Annotated in this window: 11 protein-coding genes and 3 pseudogenes; 9 read left to right on the forward strand and 5 right to left on the reverse strand. The window is 70.1% G+C overall.

The features are described 5' to 3' along the window. Positions 1-66: 66 nt before the first annotated feature. The 5 genes and pseudogenes from OHA72_RS36770 to OHA72_RS36780 all read left to right on the forward strand — a co-directional run. Positions 67-720: pseudogene (locus OHA72_RS36770) on the forward strand (site-specific integrase); the annotation flags it as partial. 2,744 nt (positions 721-3,464) lie between these two features. Continuing rightward, a pseudogene (locus OHA72_RS65045) lies at positions 3,465-3,878 on the forward strand (discoidin domain-containing protein); the annotation flags it as partial. A gap of 694 nt (positions 3,879-4,572) precedes the next feature. Then, a complete protein-coding gene (locus tag OHA72_RS65050; RefSeq protein WP_442788759.1) occupies positions 4,573-4,857 on the forward strand; it encodes a discoidin domain-containing protein in 285 nt (94 codons plus the stop codon). A 212-nt stretch (positions 4,858-5,069) separates the two neighbouring features. Beyond that, positions 5,070-5,960 (forward strand): annotated as a pseudogene (locus OHA72_RS65055) (glycoside hydrolase family 43 protein); the annotation flags it as partial. Between the two features lie 48 nt (positions 5,961-6,008). Beyond that, positions 6,009-7,109 carry a glycoside hydrolase family 88/105 protein gene (locus tag OHA72_RS36780; protein WP_327000660.1) on the forward strand — a complete coding sequence of 367 codons (1,101 nt, stop codon included), beginning with the start codon at positions 6,009-6,011 and terminating at the stop codon, positions 7,107-7,109. A gap of 152 nt (positions 7,110-7,261) precedes the next feature. Here the strand turns inward: OHA72_RS36780 and OHA72_RS36785 are convergent, their stop codons facing one another. Further along, on the reverse strand, positions 7,262-7,516 hold the full coding sequence (locus OHA72_RS36785; RefSeq protein WP_327000661.1) for a hypothetical protein: 255 nt from the start codon (positions 7,514-7,516) through the stop codon (positions 7,262-7,264). Between the two features lie 708 nt (positions 7,517-8,224). After that, a complete protein-coding gene (locus OHA72_RS36790) occupies positions 8,225-10,072 on the reverse strand; it encodes a sensor histidine kinase (protein WP_327000662.1) in 1,848 nt (615 codons plus the stop codon). A 716-nt stretch (positions 10,073-10,788) separates the two neighbouring features. Between OHA72_RS36790 and OHA72_RS36795 the strand changes: the two genes are divergently transcribed. Next, complete coding sequence (locus OHA72_RS36795; RefSeq protein ID WP_327000663.1) at positions 10,789-11,058, forward strand: hypothetical protein; 270 nt, start codon at positions 10,789-10,791, stop codon at positions 11,056-11,058. A 22-nt stretch (positions 11,059-11,080) separates the two neighbouring features. Here OHA72_RS36795 and OHA72_RS36800 read toward each other — a convergent pair whose 3' ends face one another. After that, positions 11,081-11,398 carry an MmyB family transcriptional regulator gene (locus OHA72_RS36800; protein ID WP_327000664.1) on the reverse strand — a complete coding sequence of 106 codons (318 nt, stop codon included), beginning with the start codon at positions 11,396-11,398 and terminating at the stop codon, positions 11,081-11,083. A 443-nt stretch (positions 11,399-11,841) separates the two neighbouring features. On the opposite strand from OHA72_RS36800, the gene OHA72_RS36805 reads away from it, so the two are divergent. Then, entirely contained in the window at positions 11,842-12,294 is a 453-nt protein-coding gene (locus tag OHA72_RS36805; RefSeq protein WP_327000665.1) for a hypothetical protein, read from the forward strand. Between the two features lie 926 nt (positions 12,295-13,220). Here OHA72_RS36805 and OHA72_RS36810 read toward each other — a convergent pair. Further along, positions 13,221-14,144: an aldo/keto reductase gene (locus tag OHA72_RS36810; RefSeq protein WP_327000666.1), complete on the reverse strand. Its 924-nt coding sequence runs from the start codon at positions 14,142-14,144 to the stop codon at positions 13,221-13,223. 132 nt (positions 14,145-14,276) lie between these two features. Between OHA72_RS36810 and OHA72_RS36815 the strand changes: the two genes are divergently transcribed. Beyond that, positions 14,277-15,194, forward strand: a complete 918-nt coding sequence (locus OHA72_RS36815) for a helix-turn-helix transcriptional regulator (RefSeq protein WP_327000667.1) — start codon at positions 14,277-14,279, stop codon at positions 15,192-15,194. A gap of 241 nt (positions 15,195-15,435) precedes the next feature. Here OHA72_RS36815 and OHA72_RS36820 read toward each other — a convergent pair whose 3' ends face one another. Next, the gene (locus OHA72_RS36820) at positions 15,436-16,287 is read right to left on the reverse strand and encodes a helix-turn-helix transcriptional regulator (RefSeq protein WP_327000668.1); all 852 of its coding nucleotides are present in this window, start codon (positions 16,285-16,287) and stop codon (positions 15,436-15,438) included. 86 nt (positions 16,288-16,373) lie between these two features. On the opposite strand from OHA72_RS36820, the gene OHA72_RS36825 reads away from it, so the two are divergent. Further along, positions 16,374-17,156 carry an SDR family NAD(P)-dependent oxidoreductase gene (locus OHA72_RS36825; RefSeq protein WP_327000669.1) on the forward strand — a complete coding sequence of 261 codons (783 nt, stop codon included), beginning with the start codon at positions 16,374-16,376 and terminating at the stop codon, positions 17,154-17,156. Positions 17,157-17,243: the final 87 nt, after the last annotated feature.

The raw sequence follows: 17,243 nt of genomic DNA on the forward strand, positions 1-17,243 counted from the left end.
TCCGCGTTCCGCGCGATCGTCCGCGCTTGAGGCCATGCCGCAGCCGGTGTGGTGCAGACGGGACACGTGGGCCGCAACGTCACCGCGCTGTGCGACCTGCCGAAGGGGCAACCGGGCAGACCATCGAAGTCGCTCACGCTGGAGCAGGGCACCGCGCTGCTGGAGACGGCCAAGGACACGCCGCTGTATGCCTACGTGGTGCTGTCCCTGCTCACGGGGTTGCGCACCGAACAGGTGCGGGCGCTGCGCTGGGAGCTGCTCGACCTCAAGGGACGACCGGACGACACGCCGCCGGTGCCGCCGTCGGTGTCGGTCTGGCGGTCCGACCGGGTGGGCGGGGACACCAAGACCCCGAAGTCACGCCGCACGCTCGCTCTGCCGGCACTCTGCGTCTACGCGCTTGAGCTGCACGGCCAGGAGCAGGACAAGGCGCGGCGGCAGGCTGGCGAGTCGTGGCACGAGACCGGCCCGGTGTTCGTGTCGGCCGTCGGTACGGTGCTCGACGCCGCCAACGTCCGGCGATCCTTCCGCCAAGTGGTGAAGACGGCCGGGCTGGCGCCCGACGACTGGACGCCCCGCGAGCTACGGCACAGCTTCGTGTCGATCGCGTCCGCACTGGGGATGTCCCTGGAGCAGATCGCCGACCTTGTCGGGCACGCGGGGACGAGGGTCACAGAGGCGCTCTACCGCCACCAGCTCCGACCGGTGCTGCTGAACGGCGGAGGTCGTGAACCAAATGTTCGGCTTGCCTGGTGGGACGGCCGCAGCGCCGTATACCCCTGGACAGCCGCAGTGGTGGCGAGGCATTGGAACCAGATGAGTAAGGCTGACAGCTCGTCACCCTTCCGTACCGTCGGTTCGGTTGCTGGAATAGTCGTCGTCGCGCTGGCGCTGACGTCGCGCCACTGGCTGCCTGGATACCCCGGACTGGCAGAAGCTCCGGCAGCCGGATTGGTCGGCCTCGCCGTGGGCGTGATCGTTCACCGCATCATCCTTCGATTGAAAGACCGATGACGGTGACGGCGCAGCGGCGGCCCTGGGCGATAGTGGGTTTGAACCAGTGACCTCTTCCGTGTCGAGCAACGATCAATTGTGGCTGAGGCTGGTCGCGCTCGATCCGGAACCTGATCACCGTGTGGCGGCTCGAATGCCTGCGACGAGCGCGGCAACCAGTAGCCCGAGCACGAGCACGAGCAGTACAACAGGAACCAGCAATAGCGCCAGTGTCAAGATCAACACCACGGCAAGTTTCAGCGCGGGGCTTGTCCCCGACCAAGCACCCTTGATCGCCGCCCAGACAGGGTTCTTTCCCTTTAGCTTGGCTTTCAGCCCCCTCGAAGACCGCCTGCGTGGTGGACCCTCGGCTTGCCACAAAATCGTTCAGATCGTCGGCCCGGTCCTCCACCTTCCGCGACGCCTTCGCGGCGGCGTACCGCAGGGCGGCTTCTCGCAGGTCACTCAGCGCAGGTGCGAGGCTCGTCGCCACGGGGGCGCTCTTGCTCGCGCCGCTGGCCCGCCGCGGCTGGTTCAGCTCGGTGGGAGGCCGCCGGCTCGACGACCCGGATCGCTGACCCCACCGGCTCAGTCGCCGGTCGGGTCGTCGATGTACGACGTGCAGTGCTCTGCCTTGCCGAACGACCCGGACGTGCTCGTCGTGTTCGACGCCGGCCATGACCTGGCCCGTCTGGCGTTCCTGCTCACGGCTGCCCGGTGGCCACGACCTGAAACCGGTATGGCTGTGGTCTTCCCGCACCGGCGCACGTGGACAGACTCTGACAGGCGTCTACGTCCGGCCCGTGCCGGAGGCGCGGAGGTTTTTGTAAACCTTCCTTGCAGATATTGACGGGGCACCGGGGCGTTGCGAGGGTACAGACATGCTGACCCGCCGCACCCTGCTCGCCGCGATCGGCGCCGCCGGGGGTGCATTCGCCCTGCCTCTGCCGGCTGCGGCCGTGGCCGCGGATCCGGTCGCCGATGAGTACCACCGCCTGCTGCTCGTGCACACCCGCTGGGTGCAGCAGCAGTGGGACGCGGCGATCGGCGCCTACCGTGCCGCCGACTTCCGGTTCGCCGCTGTCCTCGGCAACGCCGTGCTGCTGACCACCGACGGCTACGACGCCGGGCTCGCCGGGGTCGACGCCGCCACCCTGCGCGCGCGCACCCTTGCCACGATCAGCCGGTTCGCCGCGACGAACCGGCTGGCCGGCGGCAGCGAGTGGGGGCGGCGCCTGTTCTGGGACTCGACGTTCGAGCTGTACTTCGTGCTCGCCGCCCGGCTGCTGTGGGCGGAGCTGGACGCCACCACCCGGTCGAACGTCGAGGCGATCGCCCGTGGACAGGCCGCCTACGCGTACGGGCTCGGCACCGGCAACGACCCGCTCAGCGGCTCCTGGACCCCGAACGGCAGCACCGGCGGCTACCGCGGCGACACCAAGCTCGAGGAGATGGGCGTCTACGCGCAGGCCATCGCGCCAGGGCTGGCGTGGGCCCCGGCCGGAGACGCCGAGGCCGACCGCTGGCGGGAACGGTTCGTGTTCTGGGCGGCCAACTCAAGCGGGCTGCCCGCTGCCGACCGGGCGAACCCGGCGCTGCTGGACGGCCGCGCGGTCAGCGCCTGGAACGTCGCGCACAACCTGCACGACACGTTCGTCGTGGAGAACCACGAGTCGGTGAATCCGCACTACCAGGCCGAACTGTGGCGTACCGCGGGACGGGCCGCCGCGCACTTCCTCGCGGCCGGCAAGCCACTGCCGCAGGTCCTCACCCGCCAGCCCAACGGGCGGGAGCTGTGGGCCACGCTGCGGCTGCTGGCCAGCGACGCGGGCGAGCCGGTGATGCCGATGGTCGCCGACCGCTACCACCTGTACGGGCGCGACGTGCTGCCGCTGGCCTTCCTCGCCCAGGTTCAGGGCGACCCGCATGCCGCCCGAGCCGAGGCCGACCTCGCGGCACGGTTGATGCCGTACCTGCAGTACGCACCGGAGAACCGGCTGACGAAGTTCAGCGGCGAGGAGAAGTACGAACCCGAGGCGCGCGCCGAACTCGCCATCGCCTACCTGTTCCACCGCTGGCGCGCGACGCCGGTCCAGCCGGTGACCAGCACCGAGTTCTTCACCGCCGCCGCCGGCGCACGGTTCTTCGGAGCGGACGCCGGGCTGACCGCGCACCAGAGCGTCACCGGCTTCGCGGCAGCGATCACCAAGCCCGGCTACGTCCGGTTCCTGTGGCAGCCCGGGCACGACAACTGGTTCATCGACACCCGGGCGCCCGCGTTCCTCCCGGCGCAGACCACCCCACCGACCCGCCAGTGGACGGCCGCGTACACCGCGGCCCGGGACGGCGTCGACGCCACCATGACGGTGCTGCAGACCGCGGCCGGGTGGGCCGGCTACGCCACCCTGCCGACCGGCACCGTCGTCTACGCCGGGCCCGGCCCGTCGGCGCTGACCCTGTTCAACCTGAGCATGCCCGGCGTGCCCGGCCTCGATGGCAGCCGCACCTTCACCGGCTCCGGCGGCGCCGTGACACCCGCGGCCGGCGTCGGCGACGGGGGGACCGACGAGCTCACGTTCGCCGCCCGCACCGCACGGCACGTGCGGTTCCTCGGCCGGACCGCCGCGGGCGAGTACGGCTACTCGCTGTTCGCCTTCGAAGCCTTGGACGCCACCGGCACCGACCGGGCCCGGGGCCGCACCGTCACCGCCTCGTCCGCCGACCCGGCCTACCCGGCGGCGAATGCCGTGGACGGTGACGCCGGCACCCGCTGGGCGGTTGCGCGCGAGGAACGCGGCCGCGCCGACAGTTGGCTCGCCGTGGACCTCGGCGCCACCGTCCAGCTCGCCGGTGTCCGGCTCCGCTGGGAGGTCGCGTACGCCACCTCGTACCTCATCCAGACCTCGACCGACGGCACGACCTGGACCACCGCGGCCACCGCACCCTCAACGGTGACGTTGGGCGCCTGGGCCGGCATCGACGGCCGCGCCGGCCTGGTCTGCCACGGCGCCACCGGCCCGATCACCGCGTCGTCGGCGATGGTCGCCATCCCGCCCGCCGCGCTCGTCGAGGGGTACACCGGAGCGGGCACCGACCTTGCCGCGGCGCGCGCGGCGGCTGCCCACCGGCGGGCCGGCGGCCCTGCGCCTGAGCGACGCCGACGGGTACCTCACCCTGCTCAACCTCTCCGCGACCGCCTTGAACGGCGTGGTGCTGACCCTGCCGCGCCGCGACCGGCTGTACCGCGGGCTGTCCGTCGTCCGCGCCGACGGCGGGCTGGACCTGACCGCCTCGGTGCCCGCAGCGACGGGTGCCGTGCGACCCGCCCGGTTCACCGTGACCGGCAGCGCACCGACCGGCACCCGATTCTCCGTCGCCGACTCGCACAACGTCACGATCACGGCACCGGCGGGCGCGGCCGTCGACGTCCGCCTGTCCGCCGGGTCCTGGTCGGCGCAGGCACAGGTGCCCGCCGGCGCCACCCGCAGCTTCGCCAGGCCGGTCGACGGGCCGGTCACCCCTACCGCCGACCTGGCCCGAGACCGCTCCACGTTCCCCACCTCACCGCTGCCCGCCGGCATGGGCGAACCGTCGCACGCCGTCGACGGCAACCCCGGTACCTCCTGGCGGCCCGGACCGAACGGGCGCATGGTCGTCGACCTGGGCTCGTCCCGCGCCATCGACACCGTGTCACTGACCTGGACCAGCGGCACCCGCCGCACGGCCCGCATCGAGACCTCGACCGACGGCGCCGCCTACACGATCTTCAGCGGACCGTCATCCGCACGGTACGTCGCGGTGTCGGTGCCCGGATGGACGGCCGGCGACGCGGAGATCACCGAGGTGTCCGTCACTGCCGGGTAGACGTCGCCCCTGCCCTCCTGACCGAAGGGAACTCCATGCCGCAACGTCGCCTCAAGGGCCTCGGCGTGCTCTCGCTCGCCGCCGTCGTCGCGTTCGGACTGAGCCTGATTGTCGTGCGGCACGCTGACGCCGCCGCCACCACCCTCGGTGGCGCCGATCCCAGTGTCATCGTCGTCAACGGCCGCTACGTCTCGGCGAAGTCCGTCGACGGCGGCATCGCGGTCCGGTCCGCCACCACCCTCGCCGGCATCGCCACCGCACCCAAACACCAGGTCTGGCGCGACACCGGCAACCTCGGCGAGGTGTGGGCACCGGAGATCGTCCACCAGGACGGCCGCTACCAGATCTACTTCGCCGCCGGGCGCAGCGGCGCCCACCGGATGTACCACATCAGCTCGACCAGTCCGGACTCCAACTACTCGGCTGCCACGAAGGTGGCGTTGCCCGGTGACAAGTGGGCCATCGACGGCGTGCCGTTCACGTTCCAGGGGCAGCGCTGGTTCGTGTGGTCCGGATGGGCCGGCGACACCAACGTCGAGCAGAACCTGTACATCGCCCGGATGAGCAGCCCCACGACCACGACCGGCGGCCGCTACGTCATCTCACAACCCCGCGAATCCTGGGAGCGGGTCGTCGGCAACCCCTACATCAACGAGGCTCCCGAACCGATTCTCGACCCGAACGGGCAACTGCACATCGTCTACTCCGCCAACGGCAGTTGGAGCAGCCGTTACTGCCTGGCCGACCTGCGGTTGCGGGCCGGCGGGAACCCGACGGACGTGTGGGACTGGTACAAGAGCAACGGCTGCCTGTTCGGTTCGTACGCCGACGACATGATGTCCGGGTGGGACCCGACGCTGCAGGTCGACGGCCCGGGCCACCACACCTTCGTGCTGGAGCGCGGGGACATTGCGGCCAGCCCACCGTCCGGCCGCCGGTTCCCGACGATGTTCCACGCCGTCGCCAAGGGCACGCCGTACGCCTGGTCGAACCGCTACTGGTACACCGGCACCGCCGTCTGGTGGAGCAACACCACCTATCGACGCGCCAACGTTCCCGGCGCCACCACCGACGTCGGCTACAGCCTCAAGTTCTTCGAATAGGAGCGCCGCATGAACCTGTCCCGACGCTCGGTACTCGCGGGATCGGCAGTGGCACTGGGTTCCCTGGCGGTGCCGGGGAGGGCCCAGGCGGCGCAACTGCCGGCCGACGTCTCGCGCGCCGTCATCGACTCGACGATGGCACGTTTCACCCCTGCCGCCTTCGGCGGATGGGAGTATCACAAGGCCCTGTACCTGTACGGCCAGTACTTGTTCTACCGGCGTACGGGCGAGTCGAAGTACTTCGACTACATCAAGGCGTGGGTGGACCGGTTCGTGACCGACAGCGGTATCAGCAATCAGCTCAACAGCCTGGACTCGATGCGACCCGCGCAACTGCTACCGCTGCTGTACGCCGAGACCGGGCTCCGCAAGTACCGCACCGCGGCCGACCAGGTCCGCCGACGTCTGAACACCTACCCGCGCACCACCGACGGCGCCCTGATCCACAACATCAACGCCACGGGCCAGCTCTGGTGCGACGGGGTGTACATGGCCCTGCCGTTCCTGGCCCTCTACGGCCGCACCTTCGGCGATGCGCAGTACTGCTATGACGAGGCCGGCAAGAACATGGCTGTCTACTTCAAACACTTGAAGTCGGACAACGGGCTGATGTTCCACGCGTACGACGAAGACGGCTCCGCACCGTGGGCGAAGGGCAACGGCGGCCGTTCGACGGTGCACTGGGGGCGGGCGATCGGCTGGTTCGGGATGACCTGCGTGGAGCTTCTCGAGGTCCTTCCCGCCGATCATCCCCGGCGAGCCGCCTTGATCGACATGGTCCGCCACCTCGCCGCCGGATACCGTCGCTACCAGGGCGCCTGGACCGGCATGTGGTACCAGGTCGTGAACAAGAGCACCGACACCCGCAACTGGCGGGAGACGTCCTGCTCCGCGATGTTCACCTTCACGCTGTCGCGCGCGGTCCAGCGCGGATACCTCGGTCCCGAGTACCTGCCGGTAGCGGCGAAGGGATACCAAGGTGTGCTCGGTCAGCTGTCGATCGGTTCCGACGGCCTGACCCGGATCGTCGACATCTGCGAAGGCACCAACGTCGGGGACGAGGACTACTACTTCAATCGTCTCCGCAGGGTGAACGACTCGCACGGACTGGGTGCGTTCCTCATCATGAACGAGCAGCTGCGCGCGTAGCATCGAGCCGGGCCGACCGGTTGGGCCGAACGGCGACCGCGGACTGGTCGCAACTCGGTCGCCGGCGGCCGCCCGGCTGCATCACGGTGGTCGTCCGAACCCGGCGCCACGGTTCCGACTTGCAGCGGGGTGGCCGCGGCTGGGTTGCCGGATTAGTTGACGGCGAAGACGGTCAGGACGGCGGCGTGGTCGGACGGCCAGGCGTTGCCCGACGGGTTGGACTGCGACGGGGCTTCCTCCCAGAGCGCGTCGGATGACAGCACCGTCAGCGGCCCGCGGTAGTGGACGAAGTCGATGCGGTCCTGGGGTTCCGGCTCGCCGGTGTGGGAGTCGTACCCGTACCCGCCGGCGAACGTCTTGTCCACTGGCGACCAGGTGTTGCCGGGGGCCGCAGCCTGTCCTGACACGCCGCCGGTCAGGTCTCGGGAGGCTGTGATCCCTCGTGGGCCATCAGCCGTGGCCACAGATCGACGTTCAGGTGTTGCCGATCGGAATGCTGAACAGGAGTGCGGTGCCGCTGCCGACCGGACTCATGATCTCCATGTGGCCGCCGGCTGCCGCGCGACGTGCTGCGCCGGGTACGGCTGCTGGCGCGCCCCGACACGGTGCTGCGCTGGCATCGCGACCTGCTCGCCTGCCGGCACGCGCGCATGTCCCGGCCGAACCCCCCGGGCCGGCCGCGGACCGTGCGTTGCGTCCGGGCCCTGGTGCTGGGGGTGAAGGGTGGCCGCCTCGACAGTGTGGCAGATCCTGGAGGAGGCCGGGATCGACCCGGCACCTGAGCGGGCCCGCAGCACCTGGACCGACTTTTACGCTCCCAGCCGACGCCCTGCTGGCCTGCGACTTCCTCGAGACGGTAACCCTCACCGGAACCCGTCGGGTGGACATCGAACGGTACCTGCGCTGGCTGCAGCGAAGGCAGCCGGCGATGCACCTGCCCGACGCGCATCCCGGCGTCGGCCGCTGACGCGGGCAGCAGCGGAACATGGCTGGCGGACAACACCAATTACCAGCATGGTCGGCAGTCTCCGGCCAGGCATGATCGCGTGTTCGCTGATGCCGCGATCAGGGCGCCGATCGTGCTGCGCACTCAATCAACATCTGCCAGTACAGCGTCAGGTCGGCTCGCGCTCGATGTCGGTCGGCAGCGTGACGAGCAGTGACGTGCCGCGACCGGCCGGACTTGAGAGCTGCAGGTGTCCGCCGAGCGCCTCGACCCGGTCGACGAGACCCACGAGCCCCGAGCCGAGGGCCGGGTCGGCGCCACCGACGCCGTCATCCCGGACAGAAAGCACGAGGACCTCACGCGCCGTGTGATCGTCGACGGTGATGTCGACGTCCACGTCGACGGTGGAGGCGTGGGCGTGCTTAGTCGCGTTGGTGAGCGCTTCGGACACGACGTAGTACGCGGCGACCTCGACTGATCTGGGCAGCCGGCGTTTGGGGCCCGGGTTGATCGTGACCGGGACGGGGCTGCGGCGGGCGAGCGTTTTCAGCGCGGGCATGAGGCCGCCCTGGGACAGGATGGCCGGATGGAGACCTCGGGAGATCTCCTGCAGTTCCTTGAACGTATCGGTCAGGCCTTCGGTCGTCCGGCCGAGCCGCGCCCTGACCTCGTCGGGGTCGCCCGGCAGCAGCGCCTCGGCCGCGCGGAGTTCGAGGCCGAGCGACACGAGGCGCTGCTGGACGCCGTCGTGCAGGTCGCGTTCGATACGGCGGCGGGCCTCGTCGGCGGCCAGGACGATCCGGGTGCGCGACATGTTGAGTTCGGCCCGGCTCTCGGTGTTCGCGACGGCGGTGCCGACGAGCTCGGTGAACTGTGCCAGTCGCTGCTCGGTGTCGGGTGGCGCCGGTTCACGCCGGGCCCATAGGACGACCAGGGCGCCCCATACCCGGCCCTCGGACATGATCGGTGCGGCGACCGACGAGTGGAACCCTTCTTTGCGCGCCTGGTCGGCGAGGGCCCCGCTGCGGTCGTCGTAGCTGTCTACGCGGGCCGGGCGGGAGGTGCGCAGCACCAGCTGCGTGATGCCGCCGTCGACGGCAAACTGCCGCCCCAGCAGGGGCTCGCTGCCGGGCTTGCTGTACTCGGCGATGACGCTGGCCGTGCCGGGCGCCTCCTGGCGCAGCAGCCTTGTGGCATCCGCCGCCAGCAGCGACGCCGTCTCGGCAGCGACCGCGGCGACGACGTCGGCCGGCGGGGCGCCGTGGGCGACGAGCACCGCAACCCGCCGCAGGCTCGCCTGTTCCGCCGCAAGCTCGCGCAGGGAGTGGGCCATGGCCTCGCGCTCGGTCGCGGCCTGCAGCAGTATCTCCAGGCGGGGCACGACCCGTTTGCGTAGCCGGCGCAGGATCGGCTCCGGCAGGTCGGTGGGGATGAGCAGGGTGCCGGTCTGCGAGCCGTACTTCAGCGGGAGTGCCGTTCGGCGGTCCTCGGCTGGGGCGCTGTCGCGTTCGATCGTCGCGAACGGCAGCTGCAGCGTCTGGGCCAGGCGGCGCGACGCTTCCGGGAGCACCGACCTGAGGTCGTCCACGGCCAGGCACAGGCGGGCCAGGCCGGCGAAGAGGTCGGCCTCCTGGCGGCGTTCGACCGACTCGGTCGCTCGAGCGCGGGCCAGCTCGGCCATCACGCTGGCCAGTACCGCCGCGACGAGGAATGCCGCGAGTTCCGCCCACTCCCGGGTCTGCCCGACGTCGAGGCTCCGGACCGGCGGGACATAGCCGATGTTGTAGGCCGCGACGCTCACGACCGACATCGCCAACGCCAGCCGCAGGCCCCAGATCGTAGAGATCGCCAGCACGCCGAGCAGGAAGAACACCTGCAGGGCGTCCTGCGACGCTACGTGTCCGAGCAGATAGACCAGCAGCATCTCGACCACAACGAGCAGCGCGCCGACCGCGATCCCCAGCCCGAGCGGCGGCGGCGTCGGTCGCACCAGCCGGGCCGCCAGGCGTGCCAACATCACCGAACCCTCTCTCCATCGCCCGCCACCAGCGTCACGCTCTGTCACTCCCACGATCGGTTCGTGGGTGCGACGCGAGCGATGCGACCGCGTTGCCTCCACCCAGCGGCCATGCCGCCTGCGCGATCTGGACGCCCGGGATGAGGCAGGTGTGCCTGCACCGATCACCACCATGTCGGCCACCGCAGGTCACGCTATGCCGCTCACCCGGTGCGATCGAGGGAGGCGAAGGGTGACAACCGACCGGTCGACCAGCCCGACGCTCGAACCACCAGCGCACCGGGCGGCCAAGCTGCTCGCCCTGTCATGCTGATCCCGACAGTCGGGTGAGGCCGCATCTCCCGGCTTGCGCAACGGTGTAAGCGGACGGCATCTGCTGTCGGGCTGAAGGGCGGCGGTGGAAGCGTCAAGGCGCGGTGCCGTGCGGCGGACGGTGAGCGGACCAGTAAGGCTCCGGTGCGTCAGCGGGGCGCTTACCGTGGTACTGATGCTGGGGGAATGCGCATCAGACCGGACGCCGGAGTCAGACCCCGGGGGCGGGCACGATCATCTCCCGGTGGCTTGCTACGCCCCCTGCGGGGAAGGATGCCACCGACTTCAGCCATGGACCGGCTGATCCGTCCGCTCACGGCGATACGTTGGTGTCGGTCACCCCGTTGGTGCGACACCTCGAATTTCCCTGGGGCGTCACGTTCCTGCCAGACGGCGCTGCGCTGGTGACCGAGCGGCGGACCTCGCGGATCCTCAAGGTCGGGCCAGGCCGAACGCCGACCGGCGAGCTGACCATGGCGGCGGCGGCCACGATCACCGAGGCGAGCGCGGGCAACGAGGGTGGCCTGCTGGGTATCGCGGCCTCACCGACCTTCGTCAAGGACCGGACCGTGTTCATCTACTGCACCACCAAGACGGACATCCGGATCGCGAAGCTGCGGCTCGGTGGACGTCCGCAACCGATCGTCACCGGCATCGGGTCTACACCACCGTGATCATCGCGACAGGGGCGGAGGTTCATCCGCCTGATGGTTGCCGCGCCGGTGTTGCCGGTGCCTGTGTCGCGGCCCATGAGGCCAGCAGATGCAGGGCGTCCTCGGTCGGGGAGCCGGGTTCGGCGGTGTAGAGGGTCATGGTGAGGTCCGGGTCGGCGCGCAGGTCCATGCTTTCGTAGGCGAGGGTGAGACCGCCGACATGGCCGGGGTCGGCGGCGTCGCCCCGATCGCCGGGCCGATGATCGCCGGCGCCGCCACGTCCATGCTCGGACTGCTCGTCATCGCCCGCCCTACAACTGGAAGGGTCTAATCTCGCGCTGGACGGCTTCGTGTTCGGCACCAGTCACGAGCGGGGGGCTGACCCGAAGCGCCATCTGTGTCCACTGTCAGCTTGGACCGTCAAGATCAATCGAATCGCAGGATACGACTGACAACTTCTCAGTGGCGGTCGTAGGCGGTGGTCTTGCTGGTCCCTGCGGCTGCGGTGAGTCTTCTTCAGAGCGTTCGCCGCCCGCGGCAGCGCACGGCGCCTTGCAAGTGTGCCTCGACCGGGTCACCCCGGGTCTGATTCCTCAGCAGCGGCCGGAGCATGGTGGAGGCTGCGGGCAGCGGCGACACGGGGCGAGCGCCCCATGATCCCCGCGCCGTCGGGTGAATCCGTATCCGCCGGGGTTGCAGATTTGACCTATCGTCCGGCATCGTTGCGAGCAACTGCTGATCGATGGTGGCGCCGACGGAGGCGTGTCAAGGTCCCCAGGTCCTGGTAACAGAGAGCTGGGCTCCGTGGTGCTGGTCCTGCTGTTGCCTGCTGCCGCGACCATGGCGATCACCCGTGGCCCGGTGATCGCCGCCGTCGCCGCGCTGGCCCGCCGCAAAGAACTCATTCTCGTGATGGCCGAGGTTCCCGACGCTGCCGGCTATCGCGGCACCAGCCGATTCGTCGCGCAACTTGGGCTGGCGTTGCCTCAGTTCACCATCACCGAGGTCATGATCAGCGTGACCGTCACGGATGCCTGGGCGTCAGACGGACACGACAGCTACGCCCTGGTCGCCGACCTGCTCAACGACGGCGTCATCGCCGTCACCCCGACCAGCAGCAACGACGCGCCGCACCTGGCCGCATTGCTGGCCTCCCGATTCGGCGCTGAGAAGCTCGTCCTCACCGTAGACAACGCCGAGGACGTCGCCAACGCGATTACGTTGTGCGACAGCCCAGAACCCTGGTCGAGCAACTGACCGCCTTCTGGCGCCGGCCGGGCAGCAGCCGGACTCCTCATCCTCGCTCGCCGTTGCCCATCGGTCGGCGGGCCGCGCAACTCCACGTACACGGTGAGACAAATGAGCAGCGGGCCAGGATGGGACAGGGCAACGGCGGACACCGTTTCGCCATCAACATGACCGCCGTCCCGCAGCGGCGGCAGCTCACTGTGACCAATGCAAACTTCACCTGCACCGGACGCTGCGTGCGTGTCAACGGCGCATCTCGATTCGGGGTGAACCAGCCATGGCCGTCTGGTCGATGCCGTCACGCAAGTTGGACAACCCGCGAGCGCATCCGCGAGCCCGGCCACCGTCGAACCGTGCACACCCGCCCGCAGCTGCATCCAGCACGGTGCACCGTCGCGGCCGGGTGCGACGGTCAACACGCCTGCCTCACCGGCGACTGTGACGTCCACGGTGCTGCCGACGGTCCGCTGCTCGCGTGGCCGCGGCACCGCTACCTCACTCATTGATTCACCCCGTTCGGTCTGGCGCCGACCGTTCGCGGGTCGGCGACGGTTCGTAGGTTATGCCGCCGGGGACTGCTGCGGCAGCGCCCGAACCGGTCGAAATCGAACGTGTGTCCGACGCGCCGGAGGGGGTTGGCGACACGCCGAGCGACCCAACGCCGCTCTGCACGCCGCCAACGTCGAAACTGGCTTCTGGGACGACAACGACCGCCCCGCACCGTGGCCCGACGACCTCGACGACTGGACCGACTCAAACCACGTTGCGCGGCCGGACCAATAGCCGAGAGGCGACGAGCCGCAGCCGGGCCCGACCCACTCCATCGAGATTCCGCACCAAACGGGCCTCCAAGCGACACGCGCGCCCGCGATCGCAGCCGACCCCTGTGCCGGCTCAGCGAAGCGCCTTCTCCACAACAGGGGAGATAGTGCTTGCTACATCTCGTGCTCCCACCAGCCGCGCGTGTCGACGTCCGCGGCGTCCGCCAGCGCCTCCAGCTCCGCGATCTCCTCGTCGGCGAGCTCGATGCCGCGAGCTCGGACCAACCCGTCGATGTAAACCGCCTTCGTGACGCCGATGATCGGGGTGGTCCCCTTGGCGATGGCCCAGGCGGTGGCGACGTCGGCGGCGGACGCGCCCCGGTCCCCGCCGATCGCGCGCATCCTGTCCGTCAGGGCCTGGAGCTTGGGCAGGATGCCGTTGTACGCGGCCGCCCGGTTGCTGCCCGCGGGCAACGGATGGGCCGGGCCGTACCCGCCGGTCAGCGCTCCCTGCTCGAGGACCATGTAGGAAAAGAACCGCACGTCGTGCTCGCGGCAGTGATCGAGAATGCCCGTGCGCTCGGAACTGCGGTACAGCAGACTGTAGTGGTTCTGGACCGCCTCTACGCGAAAGCCGGCCTCGCCGAGGATCTGGTCGGCAAGAGCGATCTCCTTCATGTTGTGGTTCGAGACGCCGACATGCCTGATCTTGCCGCTCCGCAGCAGCGGAATCAGAAGCGGCGTCCAGCGGGCCACGTCGCCGGGGTTGTGAATCCAGTACAGATCAACATATTCCGTACCCAATCGGTCGAGGCTCTGTTCCAGCATCTCCGCGACCGGATCGTCGCCGTCGCCCGCGGCCTGCGGGGTGAACTTCGTCGACAACTGGTACTCGCTGCGGGCGTAACCCTTCAGCGCCTGAGCGAGGGCCTTCTCCGAGTGACCCATGCCGTACACCACCGCGGTGTCCCACAGGGTGAACCCGTTCGCTTGCGCCTTCTCGACGACCTCACGCAGGCCGGACGCGGTCAGCTGACTGCCGAAGTAGCCGTCGCCCGCCTCGCCGCTGTCTCCCCAGGCCCACGTGCCCAGCGCCACCGCCGATACTGTCAGTCTCTTGCTCGTCATGTCCCCAGCAGACCGCGACGGCCGCCACCGGAGAAGATCGCGTTTATAGGGGATACAACCTCAACCCCCCTCGCGCCGCGACCGGCGGATACCGTGAAGGGCATGGACCAGCAGCCGGGAAACCGCGGCGAGATCCGGGATTTCCTCGCCGGCCGACGCGCCAGAATCACTCCGGCGCAGGCCGGACTGCCGACCAGCGCCCGTCGCCGGGTCGCCGGGCTGCGGCGCGAGGAGGTCGCCCTCCTCGCCGGCGTGAGCACAGAGTGGTACACGCGGCTGGAAAAGGGTCACATCGGCGGCATGTCCGAAGACGTCCTCGACGCGGTCGCCCGCGCCCTGCGACTGGACGACGACGAACGCACCTACCTGTTCGACCTGGCCCAGTCATCGCGGGCCGGGAGTCGCACGCCATCGCGTCGCCGGGACGTCGAGGTCCCGCCCCGAGTCCAGTGGCTGCTCGACTCCATGACGATGTCCTCGGCGTTCGTGCGCAACGGCCGCACGGATGTCATCGCCAGCAACCCCCTGGCCCGAGCCCTGTACGCGCCGATGTTCGACAGCGCCACCATCGACAAGCGCGGCCGCCCCAACATCGCCCGCTACATCTTCCTCGACCCCGGCGCGCACGACTTCTTCGTCGACTGGGACGCCGCCGGCAACGCCACCGGCGCCCTGCTGCGCGCCGAGGCCGCTCGCGAACCCCACGACCGGGCGCTGCGCGACCTCATCGGCGAGCTGTCCACCCTCAGCCCCGAGTTCCGTGCCCAATGGGCCGCACACGACGTCCTGATCCGCCACGACGGCATCAAACGGCTCCAGCACCCCGAGGTCGGCCACCTGGAACTGACCTTCCAGCACCTCGACCTGCCCCTGTCCAGCCGAGCCGTGCACAACCTGATCATCTACACCGCCGAACCCGGCACCGCGTCCGAAGACCGACTCAAACTCCTCGCCAGCTGGTCAGCCACCCCATCCCGGGCGGCAGACCCCCATTATCGGAGCGGCGCTGCGACCTCATGAGCTACGGCGACACAACACCGACGAACACACCGCCGATCCCGTACGGCGACGGACATCCCACCCCGGAGCGCTGATCCTCGACCAGTCACGGGAGAGTTCGGGAGCGGCCCAACCGGCCGCGCCTTGACCAGCCGTTGTGCGAGAGGTACCGGCGCGGCCGCCTCACCCGGCAGGCGGGCGTCCGGCGAAGAGGGGCCACCGGCCAGCATCCACGGCGGTTTCGCCGTGGCCGGCTGCGAGGCTACCGCAGATACTCACTGGTCTCGGCTCCAAGGACGCTCAGGAGAGCCAGAGCCTCGGCACCAGAGGATCCCGGCGGCGCGCTGTAGAGCACGAGGTGCTGGTCCCGGTCGGTGAGCGTGAGCGCGTCGCAGTCGACGGTGATGTCCCCGACGACCGGATGGCGGAAGGTCTTCGTGAGCACCGACGCGGCCTGCACGTCGTGGCGCTCCCAGAGCCGGGCGAAGTCAGGGCTGGCGGCGCGGAGCTCGTCGACGAGTCCGCTCACCGCGGGATCCGTCGGGTAGCGGGCGAGGGTGGCGCGGAGTTCCATGACGACGTGGTGCCGGAACTCGGCGGCGTCGGAGATCCCGTACGGCGTCGCATCAGGCCGGGCCGGGGGGAGGAAGGCACGGCGTGCGAGATTGCGGTCCGTCGGGGCGAGCGCGGCAAAGTCCTCCATGAGCGCGGCCGCGAGGTCGTTCCAGGCGAGCACCTCGAACGTGGCGGAGATGACCAGGGCGGCGGTCTGCGGCAGCCGATCGAGGAGCGCGAGGATGCTCGGGCGGACGTCGCGCCGGTGCAGCCGGGTACGGGTCGGCGCGGTACCCGCGAGGACATGGAGGTGGTCGGACTCGGCGTCGGTGAGCCGTAGCGCGCCTGCGATCCCGGCGAGGACCTCGCCCGACGGCCGTGGCGCCCTGCCCTGCTCGAGCCGGACGTAGTACTCCGTGGAGATGTGCGCGAGGACCGCGGCCTCCTCACGGCGCAGACCCGGCGTCCGGCGTCGCGGTCCGGACGGGAGGCCGACGTCCTCCGGCCGGAGCCGCTCGCGACGGCTACGGAGGAACGCCCCGAGCTCCTGCTTGTCCATACCCCAAGTCTGCACGCCGCGCGGCGACGGATCCTGGTACCGCCTGTGCCTGCATACGGCACGCAGGCCGGCCTGACACTGGCGTCATGACAAACAACGTCGGCATCACACCCATCGGCCTGCTCACCGGCAAGGTTGTGTTCATCACCGGCGCCAGCCGCGGCATCGGGGCGGCCGCGGCCCGGCTCTTCGCCGCCGAGGGCGCCGCCGTCGTGCTCGCCGCACGCAGTACGGACGCCCTCGACGGCATCGTCACCGAGATCCGCGCCGACGGAGGCGTCGCCGACGCCGTCGGCCTGGACCTCGCAGACCGTGCGAGCATCCGCGCGGCGGTCGACCGCGTCGAGGAACTGCACGGGCGCCTCGACGGCGCCTTCAACAACGGCGCGGCGATCCAGCAGCCCGGCCCGCTCGACACCACGAGCGACGAGGACATCGATACGCAGTTCGCCGTGAACTTCCGCGCACACTGGACCGCCATGACCGCCGAGGCGGCACTCATCCGGCGCAGCGGTGGCGGGGCGATCGTCAACACCTCGAGCATCGGCAGCCGCCGCGCGAACCCTGCCCTCCCTGCGTACGGCGCCATGAAGCGCGCGCTCAACAGCATCACCGAGACCGCGGCCGTGACGTGGGGCCCTCAGGGCATCCGGGTCAACGGCATCACCCCTGGCGGCACCGCCACGGAGATGATCGACGCGTGGGAAGCGGTGTCCCCGGGCATCATCGAGCGCATCAGCGCATCGACCCCGCTCGGCCGCATGGCCGAGCCCCGCGAGGTGGCCGAGGTCGCCGCGTGGCTGCTCAGCGACCGTGCCTCGATGGTGACCGGCGCGATCGTGCCGGTCGACGGCGGCGCCGGCGCCTGAACGGCGCAGCCCGGGCAGGCCGTGGCTGCACCGCGCCGAGCTCAGGGGGCTCGGCGCAACCGGTTGGCGTTCCTGTCCAGTGCTGTG

Origin of the sequence: Dactylosporangium sp. NBC_01737 (genome assembly GCF_035963215.1) — a bacterium.
GTDB lineage: Bacteria > Actinomycetota > Actinomycetes > Mycobacteriales > Micromonosporaceae > Dactylosporangium.